Annotated in this window: 19 protein-coding genes and 2 riboswitches; of the genes, 7 read left to right on the top strand and 12 right to left on the bottom strand. The window is 66.0% G+C overall.

Annotated features, from left to right (window positions below; all coding sequences use genetic code 11):
* The first annotated feature begins 15 nt into the window (after positions 1 to 15).
* Positions 16 to 1,485, top strand: a complete 1,470-nt coding sequence (gene glpD / locus OO12_RS26145; protein WP_235365022.1) for a glycerol-3-phosphate dehydrogenase — start codon at positions 16 to 18, stop codon at positions 1,483 to 1,485.
* Positions 1,486 to 1,496: 11 nt separating this feature from the next.
* Positions 1,497 to 2,432: an oxygen-dependent tRNA uridine(34) hydroxylase TrhO gene (trhO, locus tag OO12_RS26140; RefSeq protein WP_034161710.1), complete on the top strand. Its 936-nt coding sequence runs from the start codon at positions 1,497 to 1,499 to the stop codon at positions 2,430 to 2,432.
* A gap of 34 nt (positions 2,433 to 2,466) precedes the next feature.
* Here trhO and OO12_RS26135 read toward each other — a convergent pair whose 3' ends face one another.
* Both OO12_RS26135 and OO12_RS27305 read right to left on the bottom strand, forming a co-directional pair.
* The gene (locus OO12_RS26135; RefSeq protein ID WP_152616679.1) at positions 2,467 to 2,703 is read right to left on the bottom strand and encodes a hypothetical protein; all 237 of its coding nucleotides are present in this window, start codon (positions 2,701 to 2,703) and stop codon (positions 2,467 to 2,469) included.
* 171 nt (positions 2,704 to 2,874) lie between these two features.
* Positions 2,875 to 3,549: a helix-turn-helix transcriptional regulator gene (locus OO12_RS27305; protein WP_160296921.1), complete on the bottom strand. Its 675-nt coding sequence runs from the start codon at positions 3,547 to 3,549 to the stop codon at positions 2,875 to 2,877.
* A 145-nt stretch (positions 3,550 to 3,694) separates the two neighbouring features.
* Between OO12_RS27305 and OO12_RS26125 the strand changes: the two genes are divergently transcribed.
* Positions 3,695 to 5,512 carry an aspartyl protease family protein gene (locus OO12_RS26125; RefSeq protein WP_034161637.1) on the top strand — a complete coding sequence of 606 codons (1,818 nt, stop codon included), beginning with the start codon at positions 3,695 to 3,697 and terminating at the stop codon, positions 5,510 to 5,512.
* Between the two features lie 10 nt (positions 5,513 to 5,522).
* Here OO12_RS26125 and proS read toward each other — a convergent pair whose 3' ends face one another.
* Positions 5,523 to 7,058 (bottom strand): proline--tRNA ligase, encoded by a 1,536-nt coding sequence (proS, locus tag OO12_RS26120; protein WP_034161636.1) that lies wholly within the window; start codon positions 7,056 to 7,058, stop codon positions 5,523 to 5,525.
* A gap of 477 nt (positions 7,059 to 7,535) precedes the next feature.
* Here proS and OO12_RS26115 point away from each other — a divergent pair, with 477 nt between their 5' ends.
* From OO12_RS26115 to OO12_RS26095, 4 genes are all read left to right on the top strand, one after another.
* Complete coding sequence (locus tag OO12_RS26115; RefSeq protein ID WP_034161635.1) at positions 7,536 to 8,444, top strand: DMT family transporter; 909 nt, start codon at positions 7,536 to 7,538, stop codon at positions 8,442 to 8,444.
* 426 nt (positions 8,445 to 8,870) lie between these two features.
* Positions 8,871 to 11,168 carry a YadA-like family protein gene (locus OO12_RS26110; protein WP_052216289.1) on the top strand — a complete coding sequence of 766 codons (2,298 nt, stop codon included), beginning with the start codon at positions 8,871 to 8,873 and terminating at the stop codon, positions 11,166 to 11,168.
* Between the two features lie 610 nt (positions 11,169 to 11,778).
* Positions 11,779 to 11,949, top strand: coding sequence for a hypothetical protein (locus OO12_RS26100; RefSeq protein WP_235365021.1), 171 nt, complete (start codon positions 11,779 to 11,781; stop codon positions 11,947 to 11,949).
* 71 nt (positions 11,950 to 12,020) lie between these two features.
* Positions 12,021 to 12,404, top strand: coding sequence for a hypothetical protein (locus OO12_RS26095; RefSeq protein WP_152616677.1), 384 nt, complete (start codon positions 12,021 to 12,023; stop codon positions 12,402 to 12,404).
* A gap of 10 nt (positions 12,405 to 12,414) precedes the next feature.
* Here OO12_RS26095 and OO12_RS26090 read toward each other — a convergent pair whose 3' ends face one another.
* The 9 genes from OO12_RS26090 to OO12_RS26050 form a co-directional block, all read right to left on the bottom strand.
* Positions 12,415 to 13,056 (bottom strand): DUF938 domain-containing protein, encoded by a 642-nt coding sequence (locus tag OO12_RS26090; RefSeq protein ID WP_200887568.1) that lies wholly within the window; start codon positions 13,054 to 13,056, stop codon positions 12,415 to 12,417.
* Between the two features lie 23 nt (positions 13,057 to 13,079).
* Positions 13,080 to 13,601 carry a CcdC protein domain-containing protein gene (locus OO12_RS26085; protein WP_034161632.1) on the bottom strand — a complete coding sequence of 174 codons (522 nt, stop codon included), beginning with the start codon at positions 13,599 to 13,601 and terminating at the stop codon, positions 13,080 to 13,082.
* Positions 13,602 to 13,770: 169 nt separating this feature from the next.
* The gene (locus OO12_RS26080; protein WP_034161631.1) at positions 13,771 to 13,998 is read right to left on the bottom strand and encodes a hypothetical protein; all 228 of its coding nucleotides are present in this window, start codon (positions 13,996 to 13,998) and stop codon (positions 13,771 to 13,773) included.
* Positions 13,998 to 15,578 (bottom strand): aminomethyl-transferring glycine dehydrogenase subunit GcvPB, encoded by a 1,581-nt coding sequence (gene gcvPB, locus OO12_RS26075; RefSeq protein ID WP_034161630.1) that lies wholly within the window; start codon positions 15,576 to 15,578, stop codon positions 13,998 to 14,000. The genes OO12_RS26080 and gcvPB overlap by 1 nt, the downstream gene beginning before the upstream one ends.
* Complete coding sequence (locus tag OO12_RS28825) at positions 15,575 to 15,718, bottom strand: hypothetical protein (protein WP_160296920.1); 144 nt, start codon at positions 15,716 to 15,718, stop codon at positions 15,575 to 15,577. The genes gcvPB and OO12_RS28825 overlap by 4 nt, the downstream gene beginning before the upstream one ends.
* Positions 15,715 to 17,073 carry an aminomethyl-transferring glycine dehydrogenase subunit GcvPA gene (gene gcvPA / locus OO12_RS26070; protein WP_034161629.1) on the bottom strand — a complete coding sequence of 453 codons (1,359 nt, stop codon included), beginning with the start codon at positions 17,071 to 17,073 and terminating at the stop codon, positions 15,715 to 15,717. The genes OO12_RS28825 and gcvPA overlap by 4 nt, the downstream gene beginning before the upstream one ends.
* 110 nt (positions 17,074 to 17,183) lie before the next feature.
* Positions 17,184 to 17,555, bottom strand: coding sequence for a glycine cleavage system protein GcvH (gene gcvH / locus OO12_RS26065; RefSeq protein WP_034161628.1), 372 nt, complete (start codon positions 17,553 to 17,555; stop codon positions 17,184 to 17,186).
* A gap of 1 nt (position 17,556) precedes the next feature.
* Positions 17,557 to 18,723: a glycine cleavage system aminomethyltransferase GcvT gene (gene gcvT / locus OO12_RS26060; RefSeq protein WP_052216303.1), complete on the bottom strand. Its 1,167-nt coding sequence runs from the start codon at positions 18,721 to 18,723 to the stop codon at positions 17,557 to 17,559.
* 57 nt (positions 18,724 to 18,780) lie between these two features.
* A riboswitch (glycine riboswitch) is annotated at positions 18,781 to 18,890 on the bottom strand.
* Positions 18,891 to 18,979: riboswitch (glycine riboswitch) on the bottom strand.
* 95 nt (positions 18,980 to 19,074) lie between these two features.
* The coding region (locus OO12_RS26050; RefSeq protein ID WP_034161626.1) for a S1/P1 nuclease at positions 19,075 to 19,665 on the bottom strand (591 nt) is incomplete at its 5' end.

Here is a 19,665-nt window from a genome sequence, read left to right as displayed (position 1 = left end):
GCTAAGAGCGAGAACATGACAACGGTGACATATGATCTCCTCATCATCGGCGGCGGCATCAATGGCTGCGCGATCGCGCGCGAAGCCTCGCTGCTTGGGCTCAAGGTGCTGCTGGTCGAGCGCGACGATCTCGCCGCCCATACCTCATCGGCGTCGACCAAGCTGATCCATGGCGGGCTGCGCTATCTCGAATATTATGACTTCAAGCTGGTCGCCGAAGCGCTCCGGGAACGCGAGCGGCTGGTGAAGGCGGCCTCGCATATCATCCGCCCGATGCGTTTCGTGCTGCCGCAGGAAAATGCCGTGCGCCCATGGTGGATGGTGCGGCTCGGCCTGTATCTCTACGATTTCCTCGGCGGCCGGATCTCACTCGCGCGCTCGCGCGGGCTGCGCAAGAGCGATAGCGCCTATATCGCGCCGCTGCAGGGCGGTGATCGCGGCTTCGTCTATTCCGACGCGTTCGTCGACGATTCGCGCTTCACCATGCTCAACGCGATGGACGCAGCCAACAACGGCGCGGAGATCGCGGTGTGCACAGCGCTCGAGTCGGCACGGCGGGAGGGCGATCTGTGGCAAGCGACATTGTCCGACGGACGCACCGTCGCGGCGCGCGCGCTGGTCAATGCCGCAGGCCCCTGGGTACACCAGATGCTCGGCCAGCTCGGCGTCAACGCGAAGTCCGACGTGCGTCTGGTCAAGGGCAGCCATATCGTCGTGCCGCGCCTGTTCGACGGCGACCATGCCTATATGCTGCAACAGCCCGACCGGCGGATCGTCTTCGCCATCCCCTATCAGGGCAGCTTCACCGAGATCGGCACCACCGACATCCCGGTCGACCGGCCCGAGGATGCCATCATCTCGGATGATGAGATCGCCTATCTCTGCGACGCGGTGAACCGGCATTTCATCGCCCAGATCACGCCCGCCGATGTTACCTCGAACTGGTCGGGCGTGCGCCCGCTCTACGACGATGGGGCGAGCGAGGCGAAGGCAGTGACGCGCGATTATGTGCTCGAGCTCGATACTCATGGCCCCGCCTTGCTCTCGGTGTTCGGGGGCAAGATCACCACTGCACGGCATCTGGCCGAAGAGGCCCTGGGCAAGCTGGCCGACCCACTCGGATTCAAGGAGCGCCACGTCACCCGCGATCGCCTGTTTCCGGGCGCCGGCGCGCAAGGCTGGAATGCGCTCCTGGCGAGTGTCCGCGCACGCTGGCCATTCCTTGGCGAGGCACGATCAGCGCGCATGGCCCATGCCTATGGCGCGTTGCTCGACGAGATGCTCGCCGGGATTAAAGACGAACCGGGCATGGGTTCCGATCTCGGCGGCGGCCTGACTGAGGTCGAGGCGCGCTGGATGCATGATCGCGAATGGGCGCGCGCTCCCGAAGATGCGCTGATGCGCCGCAGCAAGATGGGGCTGCATTTGACGCCCGAACAGCGCCAGCATTTCGCAACATGGTGGACGAATACGTTTCCAGGTTGAATGACGTCCCGATGATTCGAGTCGCCGCCTTGTACCGCTTTGCCCGCTTCCCTGATCCTGTGGCGTTGCGCGCGCCGTTGCTCGACCTGTGCACATCGAGCGCGATCAAGGGCACATTGCTGCTCGCCCGCGAAGGAATCAACGGCACCATCGCCGGCACGCCCGACGCGATCGAGGCGGTGCTCGCGCATATCCGCACCCTCCCCGGCTGCGCCGATCTTGAGGTCAAGGACAGCCAGGCCGAGACCATGCCTTTCCATCGCATGAAAGTCCGGCTCAAGCGCGAGATCGTGACGATGGGCGAGCCCGACATCGACCCACTCACGGATGTCGGCCATTATGTGAAGCCCGCCGAGTGGAACGCGTTGATCGAGCGGCCCGACACGATCGTCATCGACACGCGCAACGATTATGAAGTCGCGATCGGCAGCTTCGCCGGCGCGATCGATCCGAAGACGCACAGCTTCAGCGAATTCCCCGCCTGGTTCCGCGCCCATCGCGACACGCTGCTTGGCGGCGGCGCGGAAAAGCCGAAGGTCGCGATGTTCTGCACCGGCGGCATCCGCTGCGAAAAGGCCACCGCTTTCCTCAAGGCCGAAGGACTGGACGAGGTCTATCACCTCCACGGCGGCATTCTCAAATATCTCGAGGACGTGCCTGCCGCCGACAGCCGCTGGGAGGGTGAATGCTTCGTCTTCGACCAGCGCGTCGCGGTGACGCACGGCCTCGACATCGGCACGCACGCGCTGTGCCATGGCTGCCGCATGCCGGTCGGCCCTGCGGATCGCCAATCACCACTCTATGTCGAAGGAGTCAGTTGCCCCGCCTGCCACGGTACACGCGACGCGGAACAGCGCGCGGGTTATGCCGAGCGGCATCGGCAGACCCTGCTCGCCCAAGGTCGTGGCGAGGCCCATGTCGGCGCGGTGCCCCCGCCCAAGCCCTAATGCGCGGGGGCCGCTTGGAATGGCCCGGCCGCCCTCACTTGTCGCGAGCGGCGCCCATCCCCGCATCGGCCGGCAGGAACAGCGCCTTGTTGGTCGGGTCGCCCTTCGCACCATGACTCGCATCGACCGCGATCCAGCCTCGCTCGAAATCCTTGGCCATGGCGGTGCCACAATTTTTGCACTGCGAGACGAATATCTCACCATCGAAATGCGCGAGCCGCCCGGCGCGCTCATGCTTGCCGACGAGACATTTCGCCCTGTTCCAAAGCATGATCCGCGCTCCTTTCGAAAGGGCCATAACGGCAAGCCGCGCATGGGGATTGGAAGAATTGGACAGGTGATGCGGCCCTGTCCCGAAAACGATCACCGGCCCAGGGTTTTGCGGCAGTCGGTGGCGATTGACGGTCGTTCCGGGGCGCGGCGCACCGCGCGCCAGCGGGCCTCAGCCGGCGCGATGCCGGCCGTCTCCGTGCGAGGCGCCGCGCGCCGGATCCGGCCGACCGCGCCGCAGCCGACTCGGCGGCAGGCCTGTGATCATCCGAGTCGCTCGCGTCATATGCGCCTGGTCCGCAAAGCCATGTTTCGCCGCGATGCCGACAAGGGCTTCGACTGAACCACGAATATCGCGCAGCGCAGCATGCGCCCGCGCATTGAACCGGAACGCGGCGGGCGTGATCCCGAACTGCTGCCGGAAGCCCCGCGCAATGCTGCTCGGATGAAGCCGCCGCGCTTCGGCCCAACATCCGATCGACAGAGTCGGATCGGCCAGCAAAGCGCCGGCAAGCAGATCGGGCCAATCCTCGACGGATGTTTCCACCGCGACCAGCTGGTTCATCAGCAGGTGCGCGGCCCCGGCGCGATCCCGCTCGGCCAGCCGCACGATCGCATCAGCATCGGTGACGCGCCCCAGCACGGGGACCAGACACCCCTCCGCCAGTGGCAGAGTGAGCACGTCCGCGCCCAGATGGTGGAAGCGATCGATATGGCTTTCCCATGCCTGGTGGATGATGACATCACCGGCGCGCACACGATGCCGCCCGGTATCGCCCGCCTCGACATAGCTTCCGGCGAGCACCAGCGCGGCAAACGCCCCGTCATGGCGGTGGCGGTCGAGCACTTGCCCGCCGGGGTGACGGATCCGCAGCGGGGGCGCGCCACCGCACGGCGCATCATGGCCGCAACGAGCATGTTCAAACGGTTCAAGACCCGGCATCGCGGATCACGCTACCAGTGGCGCATCCGAAGCAAAAGATGGTCCGCAAATGCTGATGCTCCTCGTCCTGGCCGCCACGGCTCCCTGTCCGCTTGAGTCCGATCCCGGCCGACTGCTCGACGCCAACCGCGCCGCGGTCGTTGCGACCGGCCAGGTCAACGGGACGCTCACCAGCCGCTTCGCCTATCAGGGCGGCGGCCTGACCGGCGAAGCGACGACCATGATCGACCTCGCCACCGGCAGGTTCAGCACTGACCAGCACACCGGCATCGTGACCGGCGCGGAGGGGTTCGACGGCACCGAGGCCTGGATGCGCGACCTGTCCGGCTTTGCCAGCGCACAAGCCGGCGGCGACCGGCGCGAACTGGCGGTCAATGAGGCGTTCCGCAACGCCAATCTCTGGTGGCGCAGCGATCGCGGCGGCGCGACGCTCGCCTCGATCGGGTGCGGCGCGATCCGGGTCGCGCCGAAAGGCGGCAAGCCGTTCGAAGCCTGGTTCGACCCGACGACGCGGCTGCTCGTCAGAACGCGCGAGATGCGCAGCTTCGGAACCGTGGTCGAGACGCGCTATGCGGACCATCGGCGCCACGGCAAGCTTCTGCTCCCGACCCGGATCGAGACGATCTATGGCGACGATCCGGCGAGCATGGAAACCCTGACGCTGCGCGATGCCGCCGTCACGCCCGCCCGCCCGGCCGCGGCCTTTGCCATGCCGCGCGATACCCCCGCCGACTGGCAGCTTCCCGCGGCCGGGCGCGTGACCCTGCCCTTCCGCTTGCTCAACAACCACATTGTGGTGGACGTGAAGATCGACGGCCAGGGGCCCTTCCCTTTCCTTGTCGATACCGGCGGCCACAATATCCTCACGCCCTCGACGCTGGCCGCATTGAAGCTGCAGAGCCAGGGCGATTCGCCGTCCTCCGGTGCCGGCGAGAAGACGGTCAGCAACGGCTATGCCCGGGTGCGCGAAATAGCCGCCGGCGGTGCCGTGCTGCGCGACCAGACGGTCGTCACGCTCGATTTCAGCCCGCCCGATGTCGAGGGGCTGGAACTGGGCGGCATGCTCGGCGCGGAATTCCTCGAACGCTTCGTCACGACCTTCGATTATGGCGCGGGTACAATGACCCTGATCGACCCCGCCCGCGTCACGCCGGCCGAGCGACGCGCGCTGGGAACGGCGATACCGATGCGCTTCTACATCCATATGCCGCAAGTCGATGGCGCGATCGACGGGCGCGCCGCACGCCTCGACATCGACACCGGCGCGCGCGACGAAGTCACCGTCACCAGCCCGTTCGTCGCGGCGCATGACTTGCGCAGCCGCTATCCCGGTGGCGTAACGATGACCACTGGCTGGGGCGTCGGCGGCCCCTCGCGCACCTATACTGTGCGCGCGGGTACCGTCGCGCTCGGCCCGGTCGTCATCCCCCGCCCGATCATCGGGCTCAGCGAGGCCAAACGCGGATCGTTCAGTGACCCGGCCTATGGCGGCAATGTCGGCGGCGGCCTGTTGAAGCGCTTCGTCACCACCTTCGATTATGCCCGCAAGACTCTGTACCTGAAGCCGCTGGCCCATAGCGATCCGGACACCGGCCGCTTCGACCGCACCGGCATGTGGCTCAACGCCCGTACCGACGGACTCGAGATCATGGACCTGCTGCCTGGCGGTCCAGCCGATCAGGCGGGATTGCGTACCGGCGACCGCGTGACGATGATCGGCACCGTTTCGTACAAGGGCCGATCACTGTCGGACATGCGGCGATCGTTGAAGCTCGCACCGGTCGCGAAGCCCGTGACGATCCGCTATCGCCGCGCCGGGACGGAAGGCGTCGCGACCGTCACCCCACGCGACCTCATTCCCGACTAGGTGACGCCCCTCAATAGGAGCGCCCGACCAGCACCCGCTCGACCGCCGGCTCGCCAGTGAACACGCAAGGGCCATCCGCCGCGTCGGCGTCGCTCGGCACATTGCGCACGGTGAGCTTCAGCGCCTTCAGCCGCTCGACCACCTTGTCCAGCGCGGGGCCGGTCGGCTTCGACCATTGCACCTCGACCCAGCCGGGATTCTTCACGCCCTCGGCAAAGGCGCGCTCGATCGCGGCGAAATCGGCCACGTTGCGCGTGATGTTCGCCTCCAGGCGCCCCTTCGCCTCGACATGGAGCGCGCGCTGCATGTCCTCCAATATTCCCTCCGCGGCGCCGACGAGCTCATCCCGCGCGATGACCACGCTGTCGAGCTTGCCGTCCTGGCGGTACAGCCGGTCGCGACAGATCATCGAGACATTGCCGCCAGCCATGTCGCGCCCGCCGACCTCGAGAATGACCGGCGCCCCCTTCTTGACCCAGCCCCAGCGCTTGGTCGCCGCCTTGGCCGGCTTGAGATCGAGCAGCGCACGGACCGGCTCGCCCAGCGCCGACAATTTGGCCAGATCGGCCTGCAACGCCTTGCAATAGTCGATCAGCGCGGCGTCCTCATCAGTGTCGCGCAGCATCGGTACGATCACCACCTGCCATGGCGCGATGCGCGGCGGCACGCGCAATCCGTCATCATCGCCATGCACCATGATCACGCCGCCGATCATCCGCGTTGACACGCCCCAGCTGGTCGTATGCGCAAACTCAAGCTCGCCGCCCGCATTCTGGAACCGGATATTCTGCGCATGCGCGAAATTGGTGCCGAGGAAATGGCTGGTGCCGGCCTGCAGCGCCTTGCCGTCCTGCATCATCGCCTCGATCGAATAGGTCGCGACCGCGCCGGGGAACCGCTCATGCTCCGGCTTCTCGCCCGCGACGACGGGCAGCGCCAGGCACTCCTCGGCGAAGCCGCGATAGACTTCGAGCATCTTCAGCGTCTCTTCCTGCGCCTCCCTGGCGGTGGCATGGGCGGTATGCCCTTCCTGCCACAGGAATTCGCTGGTGCGCAGGAACATGCGCGTGCGCATTTCCCAGCGTACGACGTTCGCCCATTGGTTGATCAGGACAGGCAGGTCACGCCACGACTGGATCCAGCGCGCGAACGCCGTGCCGATCACCGTCTCCGATGTCGGGCGCACGACCAACGGCTCTTCCAGCTTCGCGCTGGGATCGGGCACCAGCCCGCCCTTCCCGTCGGAAATCAGCCGGTGATGCGTGACCACCGCCATTTCCTTGGCGAAGCCCTCGACATGCTCGGCCTCTTTTTCGAAATAGGATAGCGGGATGAACAGCGGAAAATAGCAATTCTCATGGCCGGTCGCCTTGATCCGGTCGTCGAGCAGCCGCTGGATCCGTTCCCAGATGCCATAACCCCATGGCCGGATGACCATGCAGCCGCGAACGCCCGATTCCTCGGCGAGGTCGGCTTCCGCAATGACGGACTGGTACCAGGCGGAAAAATCCGCCTCACGGGTGACGGGGAGTGCGTGCTTGATCATGGGAAGGCCGGATAGCCGCATCGGAACGCGCCGTCACCCCGGGGCCTGCGGGTTTTCCGGGCCGGCAAATTCCCGTGGCTGCGCGATTTGCCGCGGGAAAATGCATTTTTGTGGGTTCTGCGGGAATTTACGGGAATTCCTGCGGGAATTTTGTTGGAGCGGCACGGCAATTTTACCGCCGTGCTGCGGGAATATCGGGAAATGTCGGGGGCAGCGGTCATGGTCGCGTCAGTTCCTGGCCTGATCGATTCAAACGATCCATCGAATGGGCTTTCACCCCTGACGCACGATCGGTGCGCCGGAGACAGGCATGACGCCGCACGAAGGCGAGTTGAATCGAACCAGGGAGGCGGGATGAAACGGGAATGGCCGTGACCATGCAGCCGCCCGCACAATCGCGCGCCGAGCCAATCCCAGCTTGTTTCACGCGCCCCGCGTCCGCATAGCCCTCGCTCACCGGCAGGCGGAAAGGGGGACATGATGGCCGAGACCAGCGACCGCATTCTCCCGGCCATTGCGATGCGCCTGCTGTCGGCGGCGCTGTTCGCGAGCATGAACGCGGTCATCAAGCTGGCCGAGGCACGCGGCGCGACACTCGGCGAGGTCCTGTTCTTCCGTCAGTTCGGTGCGGCGATCCTGCTCGTCGTGGTCATCGCCGCCGGGCCGGGGCTGAAATCGGTCGCGACCCGGCGGCTGCCCGCGCATATCGCGCGCGCCGTGCTCGGGCTCAGCGCAATGGCCTGCACCTTCACCGCGATCCTGATGCTGCCACTCGCCGAATCGACCACGATCGGCTTTTCCATGCCGATCTTCGCGACCATCCTCGGCGCGCTGATCCTGCGCGAGCCGACCGGCTGGCATCGCTGGGCGGCGGTCGCGATCGGCTTTACCGGCGTGCTGATCGTCGCCCAGCCGGGCAGCGGACATTTCCCGTTCTGGGGTGCGGTCGCCGGCCTGGTCGCGGCCTTGCTCACCGCCAGCGTCTCGATCCTGCTGCGTCAGATCTCTCGCACCGAAGGCACGATGACCACCGTGTTCTGGTTCTCCACCTTGTCGCTCATTCCGCTCGGCATCGTCTATGCCTTTGTCATGCAGCCGCATTTCTGGCTCGTCTGGATCATGCTGCTCGCGGTCGGTGTGATCGGCGGCGCGGCGCAGTTGGCGATGACGTCGGCCCTGCGCCTCGGTCCGGTTTCTGTGGTCGTCCCGATGGACTATTCCAGCCTGTTATGGGCGACCGCTTATGGCTGGCTGCTGTTCGGCGTGCTGCCGGGCAAATGGACCTGGATCGGGGCGCCGGTGATCATCCTCAGCGGCTTGTACATCGTGTGGCGCGAACATGTGCGCCGCACCCAATTGACGATTGAAACGATCGCCCAGATTTAATCGGGATAAGGCGAATGCCATCACGGCGCAGCCGACGAAATGCGCCTCGCTGTCCCAAGCAACGCGCTGCCGCAATCTGACCTAAGCCGCGTTGATCGATGCTGTCGGCCATGGGTCCTGCGCCCGCCGGCCCGAAAATGTCAGCGCCACGCGATGACGCGCAGCGCGCTGCACAGCGCCACGACCAAGGCGTCGACATTCCCCAGAAAATTTTCCGCGAAGGGCCTGTCCGGTTCGAGCGACTTTCCCCGTCTAGCCTCGTGTCAGGTTGAAAACATGGGCGGGTTTACCCGGCATGCGGGCGACAGGGCAGACGCTCTCGGCTGAACCGGGGGCGTCGGGGACAGGCGCCGAAGGCGCCGCCATCGGGGTCGATGCAGCAGTCACCAAAGGGCCGCGATTGGCCGTAAACAGGGGATTATTTCCATGCGTATCATCAACAAATTCCTCGCCACCACCGCGCCGCTGGCGCTGCTGGCGATCATCCCGACACCTGCCTGGGCCGACGCGACGCCCGAATGCAACAGCGCCAACAATGCGGGCCCCGACGGGATACCCGGCAACGCCGACGATATCACTTATACGACCGAATGCGGTGCGGACAGTAAGGCCACCGGCGACAACAGCACCGCGATCGGCGCGGCCAGCCGGGCAACTGGCTATTTAAGCACCGCAACGGGCGCAGGCAGCTTCGCTACTGGCGACAACAGCACGGCGACCGGCCAGAACAGCACAGCCAGTGGCGACAACAGCACCGCGACCGGACGGAACAGCCAGGCCACGGGCCTACGCAGCACAGCGACCGGCAATGACAGCAGTGCCTCGGGGAGCTTCAGCACCGCGACCGGGGACGGCAGCGACGCCTCTGGCGCAAACAGCACCGCGACCGGGAAGAGCAGCAGAGCCACCAACGACTTCAGCACCGCGATGGGTGTGGTCAGCGTGGCCTCGGGCAAAAACAGCACGGCGATCGGTGCGGCCAGCCGCGCCACGGGCGAAAGCAGCACCGCGACGGGCGCGGCCAGCGAAGCATCTGGAGAGAACAGCACTGCGACCGGCCAACTCAGCCAGGCCTCTGGCGACCGCAGTACCGCCACCGGGCAGAGTAGCAAAGCCACAGGCGTCAACAGCACCGCGACCGGGTGGCGCAGCCTGGCCGCAGGCTTCAGCAGCACCGCGATGGGCCTGGACAGCCAGGCCATAGGCGTCAACAGCACCGCCACCGGCGCAAGCAGCCAGGCCGTGGGCGACGGCAGTACCGCCACCGGGCAGAACAGCCAGGCCACAGGGGTCAGCAGCACCGCCACCGGAAATGACAGCGAGGCCCTGGGCCTCAACAGCACGGCGATCGGCGCGCAAAGCGATGCCCGGGGCGAAGGCACCACCGCGATCGGCTACCGTAGTTTGGCCGACAATGACTTCAGCACCGCGCTTGGCCAGAATAGCAGTGCCAGCGGCTTCAGGAGCACCGCGACCGGTGCCGGCAGCCGAGCCAACGACAATGGCACCGCAATCGGTGCCTCCGCTCGGGCAAACGCCGACAATTCCGTGGCAATCGGTACCGACTCCATCGCCGATCGTGTCGGCACGGTCTCGTTCGGCATTGCCGGCGCCGAACGCCAGCTTGTCAATGTCGCGGCGGGAACGCAGGCGACCGATGCGGTCAACAAGTCGCAACTGGATGCGTTAGCGGCAGCCGCAAATGCCACGAATCTCCGCACCCGCTTCTTTGAGGCCAACTATGCGCCAGCCGATAATTTCGCCGTCGCCGCGGGAATCTCGTCGGTCGCCGCTGGCCCCAATGCACGCGCGACTGGAAATCAGGCGGTCGCCCTGGGCGGGATGAGCGACGCCAGCCACACAAACGCCGTCGCACTGGGCTATGGGTCAGTGACGAACCGGGATAACAGCGTTTCCGTGGGCGCGGTCGGGGCCGAGCGCCAGATCACCAATGTCGCGGCGGGCACGCAGGCGACAGATGCGGTCAACAAAGGACAGCTCGATGTGGTCGAGGCCAAGGCCGACGCCGCACAGGTCACCGCCAATTCGGCGCTGACCGCCGCAGGCGCCGCGGCGGGGAGCGCAACCGTTGCACAAGCCACCGCCAATGCGGCAATCGCGAATGCCGCAGCAGCGCAGACCACCGCCAACACCGCACGGACCGAGGCGGCGACAGCACAAGGTACGGCGAACACCGCGCGCACGGAAGCCGCCGCCGCGCAGACCACCGCAACGGGCGCGGCGACCAGCGCCAACACCGCGCTGGCCCAGAATGCCGTGCAGGACGGGCGGATCACCGCGGTCGAAGACGTCAACACGGCGCAAGATTCGCAAATTGCGGCGGTCCAGACGGTCAATACGACCCAGAATGGCCGGCTGACGTCGCTCGAAACGATCACCTCGACGGCCATTCCAGCGTTGCAGGCGCTGACCACGACCCATAGCGCCCAGATCGGCGAGCTCTATGCCATCACCGATCGCGACCGCCGCGAGGCGCGGCGCGGCACCGCCACCGCCGTCGCGCTGACCGCAGCCCCGATGCCGTCGGAACCAGGCAAGACCAGCTATACCTTCAACCTCGCCACTTTCCGCGGCGAACAGGCAGCCGGGGCGTCGATCGCTCACCGGTTCGACACAGGCACGCCCTTCGCCCTTACCGCTGGCGTCTCCTACGCCGGCAGCGGCAATACGGCGGTCCGCGTGGGCGTGGCGGGAGAGTTTTGAGGCGGGCCTCAAACACTCGCGCGACGGAGCGCGCCGGTAAGATGTGACGGGGGCACGTCGTCATCGCGTCATGGGCAACCGGCGCCATTCCGTGCCAGAGAGAGCGACATCGGGGCATGGCCATCATCCCCGGTGTCGCCAGCCCCTATGTGCAGCCCGCTGTCAGTTTTGCCTTGGAGACGCCCCGCGATAGTCTTCAGATCGACAATCCGCTCGGCGGAGGCGTGTCTGACATGCACCATGTCGACGCACAGGACGGCATCCGCCCGCACGATCGGCCAATCACCTCAAGATGGAGTCGGAGCCAATGTCGTATGCCGACCGGGGGTCAGTACCCCATGCCGGTTGCCTTCAGTCCTGGCATTTGATGAGTACGATTTGAGCAAAAAAACATTCAGTTCACTTTTCCCGATTCGCACCCAATTCGGGGTACCTCTCGGCAAAGCCGTTACCGATGATCCGATTGCAGAGGCACTTGCACAGGTAAACGCAATCGTTTAATGAATAAACGATGGCGTTTATCCGATAAAACGGTAGCGTCAACACGATCTGCTTTGAGGTTTGCTCCGCCACAGATAGCGACGGAGCAATGGGACGTCCGCCGCTAGGAATGAAGCCGACCACGATCAGGCTACCTATCGAAACTCTCCGGCGCATCGAGACGCTGGTGGGTAACCGTCGGATTGCCCTGTTCATCCGTGAAGCAGTCGAAAACGAGCTTCAGCGTCGCGGGAAGGCAGCGGATGAGAGTGAAAAAAAGGGCGAAAATAGCGAAGACTGAGACGTTGGCTACTCTGCGCCTCGGGCGGCGAGGCCCCCAGCGATGGCATGGCCGGCAGCGCGGGAGGCACTATGGCCGATCGTAAACGACTCGTCCTAACCGCAACCAACCTCACGCAGCGGGCGAGCGACTTGCTTGGCGCGGCAGAGGAATATCAGGCCATACCTTATCTCCGGCAGGCCATCGCGATCATGAATGCGGAGGAAGGCGGCAAGACCGCGCCGGACAATAAAGCGGCGATGAACCTTCTGCGAATGGCACTCGTGCTGCTCGACCGCGACGGAGAGTGCGAAGCGGCCGGGGATGTTGAGGGCGCCCTTGGACGCCTCGGTGAGCCCTTCCCTGTGCTTTCCGACATCGAAGCAAGCGCGCGGATCGACTGGTGGGCATCGAGAAAGCGTGCCCGTGACACAGGACTGAGGTCAGTCAAGCGTCCTTCACTATCGTCACCATAACGCAGCGCCTTCAATCCCGGCGAAACACGAGCATCAGGTTATTGGCGGGCATCTCGACCAGCTGGTCGAAGATCAATCCATTGCCGCGCGCGGCAGCGACGACATCCTCGACCCGGCGCAGCCCCCAGTCCGGATTGCGCGCCTTCAGCGAGTCATCGAACGCCTCGTTGCTCGGCGCGGTCGCATGGCCGTCGCGGCGATAAGGTCCGTAAAGCAGCAGCGGTCCTTGCGTCGGCAGGATCTGCGCCGCCCCGGCAAGCAGGCCGAGCGTCGCTCGCCATGGGCTGATATGCACCATGTTGACGCACAGGACGGCATCCGCGCGCGCGATCGGCCACCCCTCGGCCGCGGCATCGAGATCGATCGGCGGGCGGACATTGGCTAGCCCGTGGCACCATGCCGCGATCGATGCGCGGCCGCCGGCATCGGGGTCGCTCGGCTGCCATTCGAGATGATCGAAGGCCGGGGCGAGATAAGCGCAGTGTTCGCCCGATCCACTGGCGACTTCCAGCACCAGCCCGGTCGCGGGCAGAACCTCGCGCAGCACCGCGGCGATCGCTTCACGGTTGCGCAGCGTCGCCGGCGCATGTTTGCGCGTGTCGGCGCCCGCATCCGTCACGATCCAGGGCGTTGCGTCGGTCGTTTGCGTCACTCATGTCCCTCGCATCGTTGCCCTCAGGCTGTCCGCGCCGCCTGAAGCAGCCGGGTGGCGCGCAGATACATCTCGAGCCGCTGCGCCGCGAACAGGCCAAGCGCCATCGAGATCAGTACATCGGTCACGACCAGCGTGTTGAGGTGCAGCGCCGATCCGCTCATCTGCGCCGCTTCGCGCGCGCCAAGGCGGACGACGATCAGCGCGACGATGAACAGGATCGCCGCCGGCGACGGCTGATGGTTCAGTGCATGGGTCTGGGGGTCGACGCTGATCCGCATCATCTTGCCGCGTTGCCAGCCCAGCGCCGCGCCCAGCAGCAGCGCCACGCCGCAATAGAGCCAGGTCATGGGGGCCGGCGGGAATTGCCGGAAGACGAAGATCGCGAAGAGCAGATAGATTACCGGCATGATCCACAGCCGCTCCAGGATCAGCGGCCGCGCCCGGCTCATCCGCCGGATACGGAAGAACAGGATGATCGCGACCACGACGCCGGTGATCGCATAGGTGATCAGCTGATTGGGATTGACCGTCTGAACCTGCATCTTGCCCCCGGGAAGAACATCGCTGGAGCGGTTTCGCGCTGAGTTGATCCACTCCCTTCCGTTCACCCTGAACCCGTGGAAGCGCCGTTCCTTCTGCGCAGGAAGGACCGGACTTCGACAAGCTCAGCCCGAACGGGGGGAAGGTGATTCCGCCCAAGCCGAGGTCGCTTTAATCCGCTCTACCCCGCTTGCGCAGCCCGATCCAGAGGGCAGCCGCGACGCCCGACAGCAATGCGACGAACGGGCCAATGCCGAACGCGAGGCCCATCGCCCAGCCGCCCTCGCGGTCGAACCCGCCCAGCATGACGGTCCAGAACAGATAGGCGAGGAAGCAGGTGAGATAGCCGGCGACCACGCCGCCGATAAAACCAAGGCCGACCAGGCAGCCTTTCGGCATTATTCGGCGGCTTGGGCGGAGTCAGGGGTCAGTTCGGGATCCTTCCACACCAGCACGGGCTTCCGCGCCGCGAGCGTCTCGTCGAGCCGGCTGCGCGGTGCGAAGTGCGGTGCCGATTTCAGCGCCACGTCACCCGCCTTGGCCCGCTCCGCCACCGAACGCAGCGCGCCGATGAACTGGTCGAGCGCCGCCTTGCTCTCGGTCTCGGTCGGCTCGACCAGCATCGCGCCGTGCACGACGAGCGGGAAGTACATCGTCATCGGATGATAGCCCTCGTCGATCAGCCCCTTGGCGACGTCGATGGTCGAGAAGCCCTCGGCCAGGTTCGAATCCGAGAACAGCGCCTCATGCATGCACGGCCCCGACGCCCCGAACGGCGCATCGAGCGTCGAATCGAGCGAGCGCAGGACGTAATTGGCGTTGAGCACTGCATCCTCGGCGACCTGGCGCAGCCCGTCGGCGCCATGGCTGAGGATATAGGTCAGCGCGCGGGTGAACATGCCCATCTGGCCCTGGAACGCGACCATCCGGCCAAAGCTCTGGTCATGATGTTCCTCGGCATTTTCCTCCTCGACCAGGCGGAAGCCATTGGCGGTCTGCTCGACGAACGGCAGCGGCGCATAGGCGCTGAGCGCTTCGGAGAACACCACGGGTCCCGAACCCGGTCCGCCGCCGCCGTGCGGGGTGGAGAAGGTCTTGTGCAGGTTGATGTGCATCGCATCGATGCCGAGATCGCCCGGACGGACGCGCCCGACGATCGCGTTGAAGTTCGCCCCGTCGCAATAGACCAGCCCGCCCGCCGCATGCACCGCATCGGAGATCGCGCGCATGTCGCGCTCGAACAGGCCGCAAGTATTGGGGTTGGTGATCATCACCCCCGCGACATCCGGCCCGAGCCGCGCGGTCAGCGCCGCCAGATCGACCCGGCCTTCGGCGGTTGCGGGAATATCCTCGACCGCATAGCCGGCAAAGGCCGCCGTCGCCGGGTTGGTGCCATGTGCGCTCTCCGGCACCAGGATGGTCTTGCGATGTCCTTCACCGCGCGCTTCGAGCGCGGCGCGGATCGCGAGGATGCCGCACAGCTCGCCATGCGCGCCGGCCTTGGGGCTCATCGCGACCGAATGCATGCCGGTCAGCGTGACCAGCCAGTGCGCGAGCTGGTGAATCACTTCAAGCGCACCCTGCACCGTATCGACCGGCGCGAGCGGATGGACGTCGGCAAAGCCGGGCAGCCGCGCCATCTTCTCATTGAGGCGCGGGTTATGCTTCATGGTGCAAGACCCGAGCGGGAACAGGCCGAGATCGATCGCGTAATTCTGTCGCGACAGGCGCGTATAATGGCGCACCGCCTCGGGCTCGGCGAGGCCGGGAAGCCCGATCGGTTTGGCGCGGCCCAGCGTGCCGAGACGCGAGGTCGCCTCGACCGGCGCGGCGACTTCGACGCCGGTGGTTTCGGTCGAACCGATCTCGAAGATCAGCGCCTCTTCGAGCATCAGCCCCTTGTTGCCGGTGAAGGTCGGCGCGGTCGAAATACCGGCTTCAGGCGTGGTCGGACGCCAGCCGCTTGCGTTGATCGTCATGCCCGCACCTCGTGATTGCGCGACGCCCCAACCCCGTTCGGGCTGAGCTCGTCGAAGCCCCGTCCTTCTTCGGAGATGGCAGCAAGGAAGGAGAACGGCCCTTCGACAAGCTCAGGGCGAACGGAAGAAAGGCGGATCATGCCAGCACCTCCTGCAGCGCGGTCGCCAGGGCTTCGACAGCCTCGGCCGTGGTCGTTTCGGTCACTGCCACGACCAGCCCGTTGGCGAGGTCCGTCTCGCCCGGATACAGCCGGCCAAGCGAAACACCCGCGAGGATACCGCGATCGGCGAGCGTGCGAACGATCGGACGCGCTTCCCGGGGCAGTTTGATGGTGAATTCGTTGAAGAAGGCGGGCGTCACCAGCTCGACGCCCGGTATCCGCGCCAGCCGGTCCGCCGCCGCCGACGCGCCGGCATGGTTGGTCTCGGCCAGAGCACGCAGCCCCGCTTCGCCCAGCAAGGTCATGTGGATCGAGAAGGCCAGCGCGCACAGGCCGCTATTGGTGCAGATGTTCGACGTCGCCTTTTCGCGGCGGATATGCTGCTCGCGCGTCGACAGCGTCAGCACGAAGCCGCGCCGCCCATCGGCATCGAGCGTCTCGCCGCACAGCCGTCCCGGCATCTGGCGGACGTACTTTTCCTTGCAGCCGAACAGGCCGACATAGGGACCACCGAACTGCAATCCGACGCCGATCGACTGGCCTTCGCCAACGACGATGTCGGCGTCCATCTCGCCCGGCGACTTGATCGCGCCAAGCGCGACCGGCTCGGTCACCACCGCGATCAGCAGCGCCTTCTTCGCATGGCACGCATCGGCCAGTGCGGTCAGGTCGGCAATACGGCCGAGAATGTCGGGATATTGCACCACGACGCACGACGTGTCGCCATCGATGCTCGCGATCAGCCGGTCGATATCGGTGTCGGCGGAAAGCGTCGGCGCGGCGGTGTCGAGCACGTCGCCGGTGAACTTGGCCATGGTCTTCGCGACCGAGACATAATGCGGGTGCAGCCCCGAGGAGAGCAATGCCTTGCCGCGCTTGGTGATGCGTCGCGCCATCACGATCGCCTCCCAGCAAGCGGTCGACCCGTCATACATCGACGCATTGGCGACGTCGGTGCCGAGCAGCCGCGCGACCTGCGTCTGGAACTCGAACAGCATCTGCAGCGTGCCCTGCGCGATCTCGGGCTGGTACGGCGTATAGGCGGTGAGAAACTCGCCGCGCTGGATCAGGTGATCGACCGAGGCGGGCACATGATGCTTGTACGCGCCGCAGCCGAGGAAGAAGGGCCCGTCCCCCGCCGCGACATTCTTGCGCGCCAATGCGATCATGTGCCGCTCGACCGCGAGTTCGCTCGCATGAAGCGGCAGACCATGGATCGGGCCATCGAGCTGAGCGACAGCGGGCACATCGACGAACAGCTCATCGATCGAGGCGGCGCCGATCACGGCGAGCATCGCCGCGCGGTCGGACTGGGTCAGGGGAAGATAGCGCATCGACGTTACTCCCCCCTCCCGCGTGCGGGAGGGGTTGGGGGAGGGCTAGTTCATCGGGAGGTGCCAACCGGCCCTCCCCCGGCCCCTCCCGCATGCGGGAGGGGTAAGGCTCACAGCTTCGCGACAAACGCCGCGTAGGCCGTCTCATCCATCAGACCGCTGAGCTCGCTCGGGTCCGACAGGGTGATCTTGTAGAACCAGCCATCGCCTTCCGGGTCTTCATTGACCAGGCCGGGCGTGTCGCTGAGATCGTCATTGCCCTCGAGCACCGTGCCGCTGGCCGGCGCATAGACATCGGATGCCGCCTTGACCGATTCGACCACCGCGGCCTCGTCGCCCTTGGTCAGTTCCTTGCCCTCTTCGGGCACGTCGACGAACACGATGTCGCCGAGCTGGCTCTGCGCATAATCGCTGATCCCGACGGTGCCGATATCGCCATCGACATCGATCCATTCATGGTCTTCGGTAAAGTAACGGCTCATCTCACTTGCCTCCTGTGCGGACGTAGCGGTGGGGGATAAAGGGCATTGCGGTGACGGTCGCCTGATGGACCTTGCCGCGCTGCGCGATCTGGATGGTGGTGCCCGGCGTAGCCATGGCGGTTGGAACGTACGCCATCGCGATCGGTGCCCCGACGCTCGGCGCGAAACCGCCTGATGTGACCTTGCCGACTTCCGAGCCATCGGCATCGACCACGGCGGCGCCTTCGCGCACCGGTTGGCGGCCTTCGACGCTCAGGCCGACGCGCTTGACGATCGCGCCCTGCGCCCGTTCGGTCATGATGCGGTCATGACCCATGAAGCCACCTTCCTCGCGGCGGCGCTTCGACAGCGCGAAACCGAGATCGGCCATCACCGGCGTGGTCTCGGCATCGAGGTCGTGACCGTACAATGGCAAGCCCGCTTCGAGCCGCAACGAATCGCGTGCGCCCAGACCGATCGGCTTGACCTCGGGCTCGGCGGTCAGGGCATCGGCCAGCGCGACGGCGGCGTCGGACGGCACCGAGATTTCGAAACCATCCTCGCCGGTATAGCCCGAGCGGCTGATCCACAGCGGCGTGCCGTTCCAGTCGAACCCGGCGCAGGTCATGAACACCAATGCCTCGACCCCGGGGACAATGCGGCTCAGCACCTCGACCGCTTTCGGCCCCTGCAGCGCGAGCAGCGCCTGGTCCTCCAGCAGGTTGATGGTGATGTCGTCGGGCAGATGGTCGAGCAGATAAGCGATGTCGTCGAACTTGGTCGCGCCATTGACCACCATGTACAGACCATCGGCATCGAAGCTGTTGCCCGCGGGCAAGCGCGTGACCATCAGATCGTCGAGAATGCCGCCATTCTCGGCAAGCAGCAGCGAATAGCGCATGCGCGATGCGCCCAGCCCCTTCACGTCGCCGGGCAGGACCGCCTCGAGCGCGACATCCGCGCCGTCGCCAGTGAACAGCAGCTGGCCCATATGCGAGACATCGAACAGGCCGGCGCTGTCGCGCACCCAGAGATGCTCGGCCATGATGCCGTCATACTGGATTGGCATATGATAGCCGGCGAATTCGACCATGCGCGCACCGCGGTCGCGGTGCCACGCGTCGAGCGGCAATGCCAGGATCTCGATCTCGGGCCCGTCTAAATTCAGGCCGTCCGTCTGGTCGCTCATGCCGATCTCCGTCAAAGGTCCACGGCGCACCACAGCGCCATCTTGCGCCGCAATCCGCCGCCCCCTCTGTCACGGAACCTGAGAGCTTTGACCGCGCGCCTGACGGCGATGCGGCTTACCCCTTCGGTGGTCCCCGCTTGCGCGAGAACGCTTTCCAGAGTGTCGATTCGGCCCGCGCGGTCCCGTTTGCCTGAGAGATTCCGGGGCGGTTGCTCCTTCGGCGGCCTATTGAAAGGCTCTCTCCCGCGCGTGCCCATGCCGGTTGCCCGGCATCGACGGCATGCGGTGTGACGCGGTGCAGCAACCGAGTCAACGCATCTTCGGCGTATTCCGGAATGAATCCGCCTATTGTCAGCGGTCGGCGAAGACCGTCCTCAACAAGTCCGCGAGGCGATAGCCCGCCAGCGTCACGCGCTGCTCCGCCGTCGACGTCACCGCCGCCGCATAGGCAGGCGTGGCCGGCAAGGCGGTCGCCGCCGACCGGGCCAGCGGCGCATCGGCGCGATAGGCGAGGGAAACGGCGAGCTCATGGCTTTCCGCCAGCCAGCGGCCGCTGGCATCGGGCGCCGCGACGGCCTGCGACAGCGCGGCGGCAAACTGCGTGCGCGGGAAGCGCGCCGTCAACTCATGAGCGCGGGTAAACGCCGCGGAGGCGGAACCGTCGCGGCTGACGGCATCGTCCCAATACCAGTGCAGCGACACCGGCTGGCCCGTGACCTGATCGCGCACGAACACCTTGCTCCCGCCTTCATCGCCACTCGGCCAGTCGGGGGAAACGCGTTCGGCGCTGTGCAGCGGCTGATGCAAGTCCGCCACGACATGGAGGATCCAGCACAAGGCGACAGCGCGATCCGCCGCCGGTGCGCGCGGGTCGCGCGCGACCGACAGATTGAGCGCCAACGCTTCCACCCCCGACCCCTTTGCGGCGGCATCCTTCACGCC

It is taken from the genome of Sphingomonas sp. ERG5, assembly GCF_000803065.1.
Classification (GTDB): Bacteria; Pseudomonadota; Alphaproteobacteria; order Sphingomonadales; family Sphingomonadaceae; genus Sphingomonas.
The sequence above is the reverse complement of the archived record's forward strand: the minus strand, read 5'-3'. Positions and strand labels throughout refer to the sequence as shown.